The 13,394-nt window shown below is 70.1% G+C and carries 16 protein-coding genes; 8 read left to right on the top strand and 8 right to left on the bottom strand.

The genetic code is table 11. From position 1 onward, the window contains the following. A partial coding sequence (locus tag RDU12_RS05335) for a hypothetical protein (RefSeq protein ID WP_308684217.1) occupies window positions 1–2,090 on the top strand: 2,090 nt, incomplete at its 5' end. Window positions 2,091–2,102: 12 nt separating this feature from the next. Here the strand turns inward: RDU12_RS05335 and RDU12_RS05330 are convergent. From RDU12_RS05330 to RDU12_RS05320, 3 genes are all read right to left on the bottom strand, one after another. Beyond that, window positions 2,103–2,381: an HU family DNA-binding protein gene (locus RDU12_RS05330; RefSeq protein ID WP_183254606.1), complete on the bottom strand. Its 279-nt coding sequence runs from the start codon at window positions 2,379–2,381 to the stop codon at window positions 2,103–2,105. A 121-nt stretch (window positions 2,382–2,502) separates the two neighbouring features. After that, window positions 2,503–3,255, bottom strand: a complete 753-nt coding sequence (gene fliP / locus RDU12_RS05325; RefSeq protein WP_300292071.1) for a flagellar type III secretion system pore protein FliP — start codon at window positions 3,253–3,255, stop codon at window positions 2,503–2,505. A 65-nt stretch (window positions 3,256–3,320) separates the two neighbouring features. Beyond that, window positions 3,321–3,596, bottom strand: a complete 276-nt coding sequence (locus RDU12_RS05320; RefSeq protein ID WP_300292065.1) for a flagellar biosynthetic protein FliO — start codon at window positions 3,594–3,596, stop codon at window positions 3,321–3,323. A gap of 163 nt (window positions 3,597–3,759) precedes the next feature. On the opposite strand from RDU12_RS05320, the gene flgB reads away from it, so the two are divergent. The 4 genes from flgB to RDU12_RS05300 all read left to right on the top strand — a co-directional run bounded on the left by flgB (window position 3,760) and on the right by RDU12_RS05300 (window position 6,337). Continuing rightward, window positions 3,760–4,164, top strand: a complete 405-nt coding sequence (gene flgB / locus RDU12_RS05315) for a flagellar basal body rod protein FlgB (RefSeq protein WP_300292063.1) — start codon at window positions 3,760–3,762, stop codon at window positions 4,162–4,164. Window positions 4,165–4,215: 51 nt separating this feature from the next. Beyond that, window positions 4,216–4,602, top strand: coding sequence for a flagellar basal body rod protein FlgC (gene flgC, locus RDU12_RS05310; protein ID WP_300292069.1), 387 nt, complete (start codon window positions 4,216–4,218; stop codon window positions 4,600–4,602). 10 nt (window positions 4,603–4,612) lie between these two features. Beyond that, window positions 4,613–4,912: a flagellar hook-basal body complex protein FliE gene (fliE, locus tag RDU12_RS05305; RefSeq protein WP_300292061.1), complete on the top strand. Its 300-nt coding sequence runs from the start codon at window positions 4,613–4,615 to the stop codon at window positions 4,910–4,912. Between the two features lie 105 nt (window positions 4,913–5,017). Continuing rightward, complete coding sequence (locus RDU12_RS05300; protein WP_308684216.1) at window positions 5,018–6,337, top strand: amidohydrolase family protein; 1,320 nt, start codon at window positions 5,018–5,020, stop codon at window positions 6,335–6,337. A gap of 12 nt (window positions 6,338–6,349) precedes the next feature. On the opposite strand, the gene RDU12_RS05295 is transcribed toward RDU12_RS05300, so the two are convergent. Together RDU12_RS05295 and folE are read right to left on the bottom strand one after the other, a co-directional pair. Further along, window positions 6,350–7,498, bottom strand: coding sequence for an acyltransferase (locus tag RDU12_RS05295; RefSeq protein ID WP_300290188.1), 1,149 nt, complete (start codon window positions 7,496–7,498; stop codon window positions 6,350–6,352). 66 nt (window positions 7,499–7,564) lie between these two features. Then, window positions 7,565–8,140, bottom strand: a complete 576-nt coding sequence (gene folE / locus RDU12_RS05290) for a GTP cyclohydrolase I FolE (protein WP_300290187.1) — start codon at window positions 8,138–8,140, stop codon at window positions 7,565–7,567. A gap of 134 nt (window positions 8,141–8,274) precedes the next feature. Between folE and fliQ the strand changes: the two genes are divergently transcribed. Genes fliQ through flhB form a run of 3 tightly spaced genes read left to right on the top strand, consistent with a single transcriptional unit; the run spans window position 8,275 to window position 10,376 of the window. Continuing rightward, window positions 8,275–8,538, top strand: coding sequence for a flagellar biosynthesis protein FliQ (fliQ, locus tag RDU12_RS05285; RefSeq protein ID WP_300290185.1), 264 nt, complete (start codon window positions 8,275–8,277; stop codon window positions 8,536–8,538). A gap of 4 nt (window positions 8,539–8,542) precedes the next feature. Further along, entirely contained in the window at window positions 8,543–9,313 is a 771-nt protein-coding gene (fliR, locus tag RDU12_RS05280) for a flagellar biosynthetic protein FliR (protein WP_300290184.1), read from the top strand. After that, entirely contained in the window at window positions 9,306–10,376 is a 1,071-nt protein-coding gene (flhB, locus tag RDU12_RS05275; protein WP_300290183.1) for a flagellar biosynthesis protein FlhB, read from the top strand. Before fliR ends, flhB begins: the two co-directional genes overlap by 8 nt. Window positions 10,377–10,854: 478 nt before the next feature. Here flhB and RDU12_RS05270 read toward each other — a convergent pair whose 3' ends face one another. From RDU12_RS05270 to RDU12_RS05260, 3 genes are all read right to left on the bottom strand, one after another. Continuing rightward, window positions 10,855–11,562, bottom strand: a complete 708-nt coding sequence (locus RDU12_RS05270; RefSeq protein WP_300290182.1) for a type II toxin-antitoxin system HicB family antitoxin — start codon at window positions 11,560–11,562, stop codon at window positions 10,855–10,857. A gap of 21 nt (window positions 11,563–11,583) precedes the next feature. Then, complete coding sequence (locus RDU12_RS05265; RefSeq protein ID WP_300290181.1) at window positions 11,584–11,772, bottom strand: type II toxin-antitoxin system HicA family toxin; 189 nt, start codon at window positions 11,770–11,772, stop codon at window positions 11,584–11,586. 115 nt (window positions 11,773–11,887) lie between these two features. Then, window positions 11,888–13,394, bottom strand: a 1,507-nt coding sequence (locus RDU12_RS05260) for a HAMP domain-containing sensor histidine kinase (RefSeq protein WP_308684215.1), incomplete at its 5' end; no start/stop codon positions are given.

The raw sequence follows: 13,394 nt of genomic DNA, 5'->3' as shown, positions 1-13,394 counted from the left end.
CCCTCGTGGCCCGCATGGCTGGGGCCACCAGGGCCGTGTGGCTGACCGATCCGCTGGTCGGCGACCGCTTCGCCGCCGTCACCGCGCTCGCACCCGGCAAGGGCTTCGGGGATCGCCGCAGGACCGTCGACCTGGCCCTGCTGCCCACGGCCCACGGCCTCGCGGTCGAGACGGCCGCGACCGATCTCGCGATCCACGCCGACGGCGATCTGGTCACCCTCACCCGCCCCGGCGGCCTGACCCTGTCGCCGCCGTCCGCCGGACTGGACGCCGCTTCCGCCGACGGCGCGCCGGTCCGCGCCCGCTATCCCGGCCTGATCCTGGGCCAGTGGGCCGAGGTCGGACACGCCGGTTTTCCGGCCCGCTATCGTCAGCTTCAGAACGCCGCCGCCGTCGAGGCCATGGCCGCCGGCGAGGACCCCCGAGCGCCCATCGAGGCCCGGTTCGCCCTCGCCCGCTTCCTCGTCGGCTCGGGTCTCGGCTATGAGGCCGTCGGCGTGCTCAACGCCATCGTCGCCCAGGCCCCGAACATGGCCGGCGAGCCCGAGCTGCGCGGCCTGCGCGGCGCCGCCCGCGCCTCCATCGGCCGCTTCGAGGAGGCCCAGGGCGATTTCGCCGCCGCCGCCGTGGCCGGGGATCCCGCCTCGGCCGTCTGGCGCGGCTATATCGCCTCGACCCAGGGCGACCACGTTGCGGCCCGTCGGGCCTTTGCGGCCGGCGCCGAGGCCGTCGACGCCTTCCCGCCTGCCTGGCGCGCCCGCTTCGGCGCGGCCCACGCCTTCTCGGCGCTGGAGACCGGCGACCTCGACGCCGCCCGCGCCCTGCTGGCCTACAGCTTCAGCCAGGAGGCCCCGGCCGCCGATCAGCTGACCGCCCGTCTGGTCCAGGCCCGGCTGTTCGAGCTGGACGGGCAGTCGGACCGCGCCCTGGCGGTCTACACCGCCATCGGACGCGCGCCGCTCGACGCCGTCGCCGTCCCCGCCAAACTGGCCGTCGTCCGCCTGTCGCTGGCCAAGGGCGCGATGAAGCCCGCCGCCGCCGCCGCCGCCCTGGAAAGCCTGCGCTGGCGCTGGCGCGGCGACGGGACCGAACTGGCCGTGATCCGCCAGCTCGGACAGCTCTACCTGTCCCAGGGCCTGTATCGCGAGGCTCTGACCGCCCTGAAGGGGGCCGGCCCCGGCCTCAATCGTCTCGAGGGCGCCTCGGATATCCAGGCCGATCTCGGCGCGGCCTTCCGCATGCTGTTCCTCGAGGGCGGCGCCGACGGCCTCCAGCCGGTGCAGGCGCTGGGCCTGTTCTACGATTTCCGCGAACTGACCCCGATCGGCGCCGACGGCGACGAGATGGTCCGCCGCCTCGCGCGCCGGCTGGTCGACGTCGACCTGCTCGACCAGGCCGCCGAACTGCTGAAATACCAGGTCGACAACCGGCTGGACGGGGTGGCCAAGGCCCAGGTCGCCACCGATCTCGCCACCGTCTATCTGATGGATCGCCAGCCCGAGGCGGCGCTGCAGGCCATCTGGAGCTCGCGCACCACCCTGCTGCCGACCGCGCTGAACACCGAGCGCCGGGCCTTGGAGGCGCGGGCGCTGGCCGGCCTCGGCCGCTACGATCACGCGCTGGAGGTGCTGGGCTCCGACTCCGGCCCCGAAGCCCGCGACGTCCGCGCCGAAGTGCTGTGGAAGCAGGAGAAATGGGCCGAGGCCGCCGCCCTCTACGAGGCCCGCCTCGGCGATCGCTTCAAGGATCCCGCCGCCCTCAGCGCGGACGAGGAGGCCCGGCTGATCCGCGCCGGCGTCGGCTATTCGCTGGGCCGCAACACCGGCGCCCTGGCGCGGCTGTCCCGCAACTACCGGCCCTTCGTCGCCGGGGCGCGGGCGAAGCCGGCCCTGTCGATCGCTCTCGACACGGGGCAGGGCGGGGGCTCCTCCGCCTCGGACTTCGCCGCTCTGACCGCCTCGGCCGACACCTTCGCCGGCTGGGTCGCGACCATGAAGGCGGACCTCAGACGGAAAACGGGCGGAGACCGACCCTCGGCCCCCGCCCGTCCTCAAGCTGCTGCGGCGGCCCCGGCAGGGCCGGCCGCCTGAACCCTGGGGTTCTTACTTGTTGACCGCGTCCTTGAGCGGCTTCGACACGCGGAAGCGCACGGCCTTGGAGGCGGCGATCTTGATGGTGGCGCCGGTGGCCGGGTTGCGGCCTTCGCGGGCGGCGCGGGCGGCGGTGTCAAACACGCCGAGGTTCGAGATGCGCACGTCGCCGCCCGACTTCAGGGACTTGTGGATGTTCTCGACGATGGCGGTCAGAACCTTGCCGGCGTCGGCTTGCGAGACGCCCGCGTCCTTGGCGACGGCGGCGATGAGTTCGGCTTGAGTGGTCATTGTGGGTCGTTTCCCGATTGAAGCTCGCCCCCCAAATTCGAGGCGATGACGGAGGGATTGACGCCGCTTTTTCTTCCCTTGGCAAGCGACTTTGCCGTCCAAACCCCCACGGGGTGGGGATTTATCCGCTACCGGACGCTCGCTGGAAGCTCTCCACGAGGCTTCCGGCGACCAGTCTCCAGCCGTCCACGAGCACGAAAAAGATCAACTTGAACGGCAGGGAAATCACTACCGGAGGCAGCATCATCATGCCCATCGACATGAGCACGCTGGCGACCACCAGATCGATCACAAGGAACGGAACAAAAAGGAGAAATCCGATTTCGAACGCCCGCTTCAACTCACTGATCATGAAGGCCGGAGTGACCACCCGCAGGGGCAGGTCGACGAGGGGCGTTTCGGCCTCCACATCGGACAGCCGGGTGAACAGCGCGAGGTCGTCCCGGTCCACCTGACCGAGCATGAAAGTCTTCACAGGTTCCGACGCCGCATCGAAGGCCTGGGGCAGCTCCATCTGCTGGTCCAGCAGGGGACGGATGCCCGAATCATAGGCGTCCTGCCAGGTCGGGGCCATGACGATGGCGCTCAGAAACAGGGCCAGGGAGACCAGCACGGCGTTGGGCGGCGCCTGCTGCATGCCGAGCGCGGTGCGCAGCAGCGACAGCACCACCACGATGCGCACGAAGCTGGTCGTCATGATCACGATCGACGGCGCCAGCGACAGCACCGTCATCAGACCGACCAGTTGCACCACCCGCTCGGTCAGACCCGCGCCCGTGCCGAGGTCGACGTTGATCGCCGCGCCCGGTCCGCCCGTCGCAACGTCCTGGGCCAGGGCCGCGAGCGGCCACAGCAGGCACAGGGCGGTGGCCATCAGCGACAGCAGCGCCGCCCGCTTCAGCTCGTCGCGCGTCGGCAGGACGAAGACGCCCTTCAGCGTCACTGGTCCGCTCCCGGCCCGCGCGGCTCGATCAGTTCGCGACCCTCGCCGAGAATCAGCAGCCGCTCCTCGTCGTCGATCCTGACCAGCACCAGCCGCCGCGCCGGGTCCAGCACCAGGGTCTCGACCACGGTCATGCGCCGCTCGCCGCGCTCGGCGCTCAGCCGGGCCATCAGCTGCGGCGCATAGCGTCGGGCCGCCCAGGCGGCCAGGCCGATGATGCCGAGAGTGATGGCCAGGGCGAACAACGCCCGCACCAGATCGAGAAAATTCATGCGACAGCCGCCCCGCCGGCGAAGCAGTTCCGGCGCGCCCAGCCTTTCCGATCATGGTTAACGAGCCGTTGAGATAACCTCGCATTAACCATGCAGGCGGCAGTTTCTGCCCATCGAACCGTGGGCGAGTCGCGCCCGATCCGCAGAAGGGGAGGAGACGCCCTTGGCCATCACCGACCTGCCGCTGCTCAGCCAGATCAAGGGCCGCCTGACCTGGCTGGACGAGCGCCAGCGCGTCATCGCCGAGAACGTCGCCAACGCCGACACGCCCGGCTACGTCGGCCGCGACCTGAACCAGCCCGCCGATTTCGCGGCGGCCCTGCGCGGCGGCGGCGGTCTGCAGATGACCCGCACCAGCGCCATGCATATCGCGCCCGCCGGTCCGGCGGCCCGCTTTGACGCCCACAAGGCCCCCGACTCCGAGACCACGCTCGACGGCAATTCCGTCGTGGTCGAGGAACAGATGCTGAAGATGGCCGAGAGCCGCATGGCCTATGACGCCGCCATCGGCCTCTACCAGAAGTCCATGCAGATGCTGCGCATGGCCGCCCGTGCGCCGGGTCGCTGACGCCGTGAGGAGTAGCTGATGACCGATCCCGTCCCGCCCCGCAACAGCGCCATGTCGGTCGCGGCCAGCGCGCTGAAGGCGCAGCAGTCGCGCATGCGCGTCATCGCCGAGAACATCGCCAACGCCCAGTCCACGGCGCAGGTGGCGGGCGGCGAGCCCTACCGGCGCCAGATCCCGGTGTTCCAGGCGCGCGAGATCGACGGCGCCACCGGCGTCACCCTGGCCGAGGTCCGGCCGGACATGGGCGACTTCCGCTCGGAATACGACCCGTCCCATCCGGCCGCCAACGCCGAGGGCTACGTCCTGCGGCCCAACGTCGACACCCTGATCGAGGCCATGGACATGCGCGAGGCCCAGCGGGCCTATGAAGCCAACCTGAACGTCATCGAGACGGCGCGGTCGATGGACGCCCGCACCCTCGACCTGCTGAAGAAATAGGGGCTGACCGATGAATCCCATGATGGCGGCCAAGGCCTATGCGGCGATCCAGGGCGGGGCCATGCCCACGTCGCCCACGGCCGCTCCGGCCCAGTCCGGCTTCGCCGACCTGCTCAGCAACGTCATGGGCGACATGACCCAGACCTCCAAGGCCGCCGAGACCCAGATGACCGCCATGGTCCAGGGCCAGGGCAGCCTGATCGACGTGGTCACCGCCGTGTCCTCGGCCGAGGCCTCGCTGGAAACCGTCATGGCCGTCCGCGACCAGGTCATTTCCGCCTATCAGGAGATCATGCGGATGCCGATCTGACGGCTTCGGCGGCGGCGTGATCAATCTTACGGCGATTTCATCCGCCCCGCCGCATCCGGCGGGTTAGGAACAGGCCTCCAGTCAGGATCACCGTCCGGAGCCTTCATGTCCCGCCTGACCTTCGCCGCCGCCGCCGCCCTGCTCGCCGCCTGCCTCCCCACCGCCGCCGCCGCCCAGCGCGGCCCGCAGCCGGTCACGGTGGTGCGGGCCGGAAACCTGTTCGATTCCGAAGCCGGCCGCATGGTCGGACCGCGCGACATCCTGATCCGCGGCGACCGCGTCGCCGAGATCGGGCAGGGGCTGGCGGCGCCCGAGGGCGCGACCGTGATCGACCTGTCGCGCTGCTCGGTCCTGCCCGGGCTGATCGACGCCCATACCCATCTGTTGCTCGAGCAACGCGGACGCGAGGGCCTGTCCGAGGTCGCCGCCCGCGACCAGGCGGCGCAGGGCGACGTCTACCGGGTGCTGACCGGGGCGCGCCGTGGACGCCAGTATCTGGAGGCCGGCTTCACCACCGTCCGCGACCTCGGCAATTCCGGCGGCTACCTCGACCTGATGCTTGAACGCGGCGTCAACGACGGTCTCGTGCAGGGGCCGCGCATCTACGGCTCGGGCCCCGGTCTCGCGCCCGCCGGCGGCCAGCTGGAGCCGATGCCGGCCGATCCGCATCACCTCGTCGACGCCGAATACCGCATCGTCTCCAGCCCGGACGACGCCCGCGCCGCCGTGCGCGAGGCGGTCGCCCGCGGGGCCGACGTCATCAAGATGTATCCCGAGGCCACGCCCCAGCGCACCCGCCTGTCCGTGGCCGAGATGGCGGCCATCGTCTCCGAGGCGCGGCGCCACGGCGTTCCCGTCGCCGCCCACGCCACCTCGGATGAATCCATTCGCGAGGCGGTGGAGGCGGGCGTCTCCTCGATCGAGCACGCCTATGAGGTTTCGGACGAGACCCTGCGCCTGATGGCGTCGAAGGGCGTCTGGCTGACGCCGACTGATCCGTCGCTCGAGATGGCGCTGGAGTTCACCTTGGCCTGGCCGCAGCGGCCGCCCCGCGAGGAGGTCGAGCGTCACCTGCAGGCCGGGCGCGACCGCCTGATGCGTGCCCACCGGCTGGGCGTGCCCATCGCCCTCGGCTCGGACCTCTACTTCCCCTACGGCCCCGGTCGGGGAGCCGGCTCGCGCGCGACGCTGGACGGCTATGTCGAGGCCGGACTGACGCCGACGGAGGCGCTTCAGTCGGCGACCTGGGAGGCCGGACGCTTGCTCGGCGACGACGGGCTCGGCGTCCTGCGCGCGCGCGCCTGGGCCGATCTGGTCGCGGTCGAGGGCGATCCCACCCAGGGTCTGGCCCCGCTCCGCTCGCCCCGTCTGGTGATGAAGGGCGGACGGATCGAGGCCGGCGAGGCCTCAGCCTGCGCAGGCTGATCCCTCCGGAGATCAGCCTTCCAGCGAGACCACCGGCTGGGTGACCGCCGCGGGCCGCCGCGACCGTCCCTTCAGCCAGCCGCGGATGCGCGACTGGATCGGGTTGTCGATCATGAAGTGGAAGGCGAAGGCGAAGGCGAAGGCCGCGGCCACGCCGCCGGCCCACAGCGCCCACTGGGCCCCGACAGGCAGGGCGAAGCGGGCGATGGCGACATTGGCGACGCCGAACCAGGCGATCCGCACCACCTCATTGGTGATGAACATCGAGAACGAGACCTGGGCCGCCTTCTCGACCCATTTCGAGGGCCGCGGCGTCGGCGTCGCGCCCGCCGCCAGGATGATCACCGAGATGCAGGCCAGCGAGACGAGGGCGTGCTTGTCGAAAAACTGCACGAAGGCCAGCAGCAGCGCCGCGCCGACGCCCGCCCAGCCGGCCAGCTTCGGGCTGATCCAGACCTTCTGCGCGAACCAGGCCAGCGCCATGCCGAGCGCGAACAGCGGCAGGGCGCGGATGAAGCCGTAGCCCATCGGCATCTGGTAGACCGGATAGCCCAGCAGGCTCCAGGTCAGCTGGTTGGCCAGCAGATAGCCGCCGACGCCCAGCGCCAGCACGCTCCACGGCCCCAGCCGGGCGATGCCCTTCAGCAGCCAGGGGAAGGCGAGATAGCAGCCGATCAGGGCCGAGATCGACCAGCTCGGCGCGTTCCATCCGAGGCCGCCGGGGACGCCGAACGCCTGGGTCAGGGTCGCCTGCGCCGGCAGCTGGTCCCAGCGGAACCACTCGGGGGCCCGGGGCGAAAAGCCCAGCAGGCCGCCGCCGACGATCAGCACGACGAGGCTCAGCACCATGATCAGGTGGGCGGGCAGCACCCGCAGATAGCGTTTGAGAAGGAAGTCGCCCGCCGACATCCGGCCCCCGGCCACCGAGGCGCCGTAGACCCGCATCAGCACATAGCCGCTGTCGATCAGGAAGAAGTTGGTCAGCAGGAAACCGCCCCGCTCGAACACGGGATGCCAGCTTTCGGCCAGGGCGATCGGCCCCGCGCCCTGGAAGTGATGCAGGATGATCAGCCCGGCCACGATGAAACGCAGCGCGTCGAGCCAGCCCCCCCTGACGATGGGGATTGTCTCATTTCGGGTCGACATCGCGGTCCAGGCCATCGGAAACGCCTCCTCTGAGGCGAATTCCGCAAGGACCGGGCCGCTGGGGGCCGGGGCCGGCCTGTTCTAACCCCGCACCAGCCGCAGGAATTCCTCCCGGGTCCGGGCGTCGTCGCGGATCACGCCGCTCAGATGGCTGGTGGTCAGGCTCGATCCGGCGGTGTTCACGCCGCGCAGGGTCATGCAGCTGTGCTCGGCCTCGATGACCACGCCCACGCCCTGCGGCCGCAGCACTTCCTGGATGGCCCGCGCAATCTCGGACGTCAGCTTCTCCTGGATCTGCAGCCGGCGGGCGAAGCCGTGCACCACCCGCGCCAGCTTGGAGATGCCCACCACCCGGTCGGTGGGCAGGTAGCCGACGTGAGCCCGCCCGACCACCGGCAGCATGTGATGCTCGCAGAAGCTGACGAAGCGGATGTCCTTCAGCACGATCAGTTCGTCATAGCCGCCGACCTCCTCGAAGGTCCGCTCGAGATAGTCGCGCGGGTCGATTTCATAGCCGGCGAACAGTTCGCGATAGCTGCGCGCCACCCGCGCCGGGGTGTCCAGCACCCCCTCGCGGTCGGGATCGTCGCCGGCCCAGCGGATCAGGGTGCGGACGGCGGCCTCGGCTTCGGCCCGGGAGACGGTTTCATCGGTCATGCCCCGCTTTACGCCGGACCGGGGGAATTGATCCAGCGTCCTCCCGCTAACGCCCCGTTAACCACGCTCCCGGCATTTTCTGCCCGGTAGCAGTAGGGCCCGGCCGCGGGCCGCGTAGATTCCCGGGGTGCAGCATGAACGGCGCGGAAGTGATGGATGTGGGCCGCGACGCCCTGTGGCTGACCATCCAGTTGTGCGCGCCCGTCCTGCTCGTCGGCCTCGTCGTCGGCGTGGTCATCGGCCTGTTCCAGGCCCTGACCCAGATCCAGGAGCAGACCCTGATCTACGCGCCCAAGATCATCGCCATCTTCGTCTCCCTGCTGCTGTTCCTGCCGCTGATGGGCGCCATGCTGGGCGGCTTCATGCGGACCATCGCCGCGCGCATCGCCGGCATGTAGCCGGGTGGAGCCCTACGCCACCGCCGACCAGGTCTGGCAGGGCGCCATGATCTTCGCCCGCATCGGCGCCGTGCTGCTGATGCTGCCGGGCGTGGGCGAGAGCTATGTGCCGCCGCGCATCCGCCTGTCGCTGGCGCTGGTGGTGTCGCTGGTGCTCTGGCCGGTGGTCTCGGCCAGCCTGCCGGCCCTGCCGGTGACGCTCGGCGGCATGGCCGGCTGGATCATCCGCGAGGTTCTCGTCGGTCTCGCCATCGGGGCCATGCTGCGGATGTTCCTGACCGCCCTGGCCACCGCCGGCGAGGTCGTGGCCCTGCAGACCACCCTGGCCTTCGCCCAGACCGCCAACCCGACCCAGGCCTCGCCGGGCAGCACCATCTCGGCCTTCCTGATGATCCTGGGGACGACCCTGATCTTCACCACCAACACCCACCACCTGTTCATCGCCGGCCTGGTCGGTTCGTATGAGCTGATCGCCCCCGTGCGGCCGCTCGTCACCGGCGACTTCGCCGCCATGGCGGTGCGCACCGTCGCCGACGCCTTCACCCTGGGCATCCAGCTGGCCGCGCCGGTGGTGGTCTTCGCCATCATCTTCAACCTGGCGTCCGGCCTTGTCGGCCGCGTCATGCCGGCCTTCCAGGTCTATTTCGCCGCCGCCCCGCTCAGCATCATCCTGGGCCTGTCGATCTTCACCCTCAGCCTCGGCGTGCTGGGCACGGTCTTCATCGACCGCTACCGCGCCCTGGCCAGCGTTTTCGCGGGAGGCGCCGGTGGCTGACGCGCCCGATCCCGACTCGAAAACAGAAGAGGCCACCCCGCGAAAACTCGCGGACGCGAGAAAAAAGGGCGACGTCGCCAAGTCGCCCGACGTCGCCTCGGCCCTGTCGCTGATGGGCGCGGCCGCCGTCATCCTGATGTCGGGCGGCTGGTTCGCCACCTCGATGGCCGAGCAGCTGCTGCCCTTCATCGCCTCGCCCCACGCCATGATGGGCGGTCTCGACGCCGGGGCCGGGGTCGAGATCGGGGCCCGCGCCCTGTGGGCCATCGCCCCCTTCCTCGGCGCGGTCATGCTGGCGACCATTGTCGGCGGGGCGGGCGGCAATCTGGCCCAGTCCGGCCTGATCTTCACGGGCGAGAAGCTCAAACCCGACTGGTCGAAGGTCAATCCGCTCAAGGGCTTCAAGCGCATCTTCGGCCCCGACGGCCTGGTCCAGTTTCTGAAGACCTTCCTCAAGCTGGCCGCCGTGGTCCTGATCTGCTGGCTGGTGCTGCGGCTGCACGTCCGCGAGCTCGAGAACATGGCGGCCATGTCGCCGGCGATGATCCTGCCGATGACCCGCGACCTCGCCATCGCCCTGATGGTCTCGGCCCTCGTCTTCCTCGGTTTCACCGCCGGGGCCGACTACATCTGGCAGCGCTACCGCTTCGCCGAGCGGATGAAGATGACCAAGGAAGAGATCAAGGAGGACTACAAACAGTCCGAGGGCGACCCGCATGTGAAGGCCAAGCTGAAGCAGATCCGGGCCCAGCGCAGCCGCCAGCGGATGATGCAGAACGTCCCCAAGGCCACGGTCATCGTCACCAACCCGACCCACTATTCCGTGGCCCTGCGCTACGAGACCGGCGACGCCGCCCCGGTCTGCGTCGCCAAGGGCGTCGACGCCCTGGCCCTGCGCATCCGCGAGGTGGCGCGCGAGCACAAGGTGCCGATCGTCGAGAACGTCCCCCTGGCCCGCGCCCTCTACGCCGCCGTCGACGTCGACGAGACCATCCCGCGCGAGCATTTCGAGGCGGCGGCCAAGGTCATCGGCTTCGTCATGCAGAAGCGGAAAGGGCGGTAGGAGCCCCGAAGCATCCGGCGCGCCTTCCGCGACGTGCAGGGCGCCCGCTTCCATCCGCTGCAGCAGAAGCCCCAGCTTCGCTACACCGGCCGGCTGGCGCCGGGTCTCGACATCGACGGCTGACGCCGCCCGCGCCGGAATTTCGGCGCCGGCGCCGTTACAAGATTTGCGCAGGAGGGGCCCAATCCCCGAGAACGCCGCAACACCCCGCGCAAGGGGTCACGGCCCGGTCCCGGGGAGAGCCTCCCTCGCTCTCCAGGACCGGGCCGAATGGGGGCCGCGCCCCGCCGCTATTTCCCGCCGGCGACGTCAAGGTGTCGCAGCCGCGTGACCGACCTCCCACTCACCCGGCTCAGCGGGTGAAAGGGTTCACCGGGTGCCGCTACCCGCCCCTCTCGTTTGCCCTGATGGCAGGAGACGCGGTTTGCCGCCCCATTGAGGCAGAAGCTCGGGAAGCTGAGTCGGCGCCGCGGTAGTCTCAGCGGCCCTTGTTCGAAAGAAGCTTGGCTTTGAACGTACGAGGCACCTTGACGGTCTGGCCCCCGGCGGCATGCAGGCCGCGCTCCAGGGCCGTACTGGAAACCAACCGATCGATACCGGGCGCGAATTCCAAAGTCTCGAGCACCGGACCAGCAACCTTCCCCGGAGAATAGTTGTCCGGGTTGGCGACGCCCGCATACCTCAGGAACGCCAGGTACTCGTCGGCATACTGTCCCGGAACGGCGCCCCCGGCAGCACCCACAGCATGAGTGAGCTGATCCCACCGCTCGGCGATGGTGAGCGCGCTGTTGCGGGACTCAAGCGCCGCCCTCGCCGCTTCCACCAAAAACCCCGAACGCGACATTCCACGGGCCTCGGCCGCGACATCGACCCGCTTCAGAAATTGAGCGCCGATCGAGATGTTGACCCGAACCGGGGCGTCCTCGACCTCGGTGTCAACCAGGATGCGGCCGACCTCCTTCACTTCGGCATCAGCCTTGATGGCTTCGAGGGCCGTGGGCTCGGGAAAGGCGTCACCATCTTCGGCCATGCCCTGAAGGTGCAGGCTCAACGCATCCCGCGCTGCTGATGGAAGCTCGACCATCGTCTCAGCAGCGGTCACGCACCCGGGCAGATCCGGAAAGAAGGCGCTATAGCCCCGATCTTGGTCTCCCTCGACGATAGCTACGTAGATGACAGTGGACATTCGGACTCCTTGCATCCGACCTCAACGAAGCTTGAGGCCAGACTGACGCTCGATACTCTTGAGGGTCCCGATTTGCAGGTCCCTCTTGGGGTGCGGGACGGTGACCCGTCCGGGTTTGGTCGGATGTTTGAACTGAACGTGGGACCCCTTCTGGGCCACGCGAGTCCAACCATCCGCTTCCAGCACACCGATCACGTCGCCGCTCTTCATGTGTGTAGTTATACACACGCATGCCTGCGCCGCAAGTTCAATACACACGACTACACACGAAATGCCTGTCGCTGGTTGCTGCGGGTCGGGCGCCGCCCTGCAAAACGCCCCGCCGCTATTTCCCGCCGGCGACCGGCAGGGGGATGATCTCCGCCCCGCCCTCCGGCGCGGCGCGCGTCACCTGCGCCACCGGCAGCCGCACTGTCACCGCCGTGCCTTCGCCGAGGGTGCTGTCGATGCTCATCCGGCCGCCGTGCAGTTCGGCGAAGGCGCGCACCAGCGACAGGCCCAGGCCGGTGCCCTGCCGGCGCTGCTCGATGGCCCCGGCCTGCTCGAACGGACGGCCCAGCCGCCGCACGTCCTCCGGGGCGATGCCGACGCCGGTGTCGGCCACCACGATCTCCAGATAGGGCCCGACCGCCTCGACGGTGACCGTGACCGTCCCCCCTGTCGGCGTGAACTTCACCGCATTGGACAGCAGGTTCAGCGCGATCTGCTTGACCGCCCGCTTGTCGGCCGACACGTCGACCGGCTCGGACGGCAGCATGGCGGTCAGGATGACGCCCTTGTCCTCGGCCGTGACCCGCACCAGGGCGATGGCGGCCGACACCAACTCGCGGGCGTCGAACCGCTCCAGCGTCAGCACATAGCGCTCGGCCTCGATCTTCGACACGTCCAGCACGTCGTTGATCAGCTCCAGCAGGTGGCCGCCGGCCTCGTGGATGTTGTCGACATAGGCGGCGTAGCGGTCCGGCATCGGCCCGAACAGCCGCTGACGCATGATGTCCGAAAAGCCCAGCACCGCGTTCAGCGGCGTCCGCAGCTCGTGGCTCATATTGGCGAGGAAGCGGCTCTTGCCGGCTTCGCGCGCCTCGGCCTCGATCCGCGCCGTCTCCAGCTCCAGTTCGCGCGCATACTGCCCGGTGCCGTCGAAGGCCTGGCCGATCAGGCGCGGCGCCGCGTGGACCGGATCGTCCAGCCGCCGCAGGATCAGCCGCACCCGCCGGTCCAGCGCCAGCCGGGGCGCGAAGGTCGCCGCCGCGTCGTGACCCTGCAGGGCGCGGTCGATGGCGGCCATCAGGCGGGGCCGGTCAGGGGCGTGCACCGCCGCGATCAGCCCGTGCTCGAACAGGGGATCGACCGGCAGGGCCGGCGGCGGCGCGCCATAGGCCGCCAGCACCCGGCCCGAGCGCTCCAGCACCAGGGTCAGCCCCGGCTGGGCCGCCAGCAGGCGCTCGACCTTGCCGGCCTCGCTCTCGGCCGCGTTCAGCCGCGCCTCGTTCTGCCGCCACGACAGCCGCACGGCCAGGGCCGCCGCGCCCGCCGTCATCACGGCCGAGATCGCCGCCAGCGTCGGCAGGTGCGGCCCCGCCCCGGTCAGCCAGGCCGAAAACAGGCCCGCCAGCGCCGCCAGGCCGACGCCGAGCGCCCCCGCCTGCACCGGCCTCACGCCGCCCAGCGCCAGACCGGCCGTCAGCGGCAGGAAGATGAACCCGGCCAGCGGTCCGGTCAGCCCGCCCGACAGACCCGCGGCGACGAGCGCCATCTGGATCCCGACGTTGCTGTGGGCCGCTGACGGCCTGCACCTGCTGCCGTACATCTGCCTGAGCCTGCTGGTGATC

Source organism: Brevundimonas sp. (assembly GCF_031082345.1).
Classification (GTDB): Bacteria; Pseudomonadota; Alphaproteobacteria; order Caulobacterales; family Caulobacteraceae; genus Brevundimonas.
This window is presented reverse-complemented; position numbering and strand designations above follow the sequence as displayed.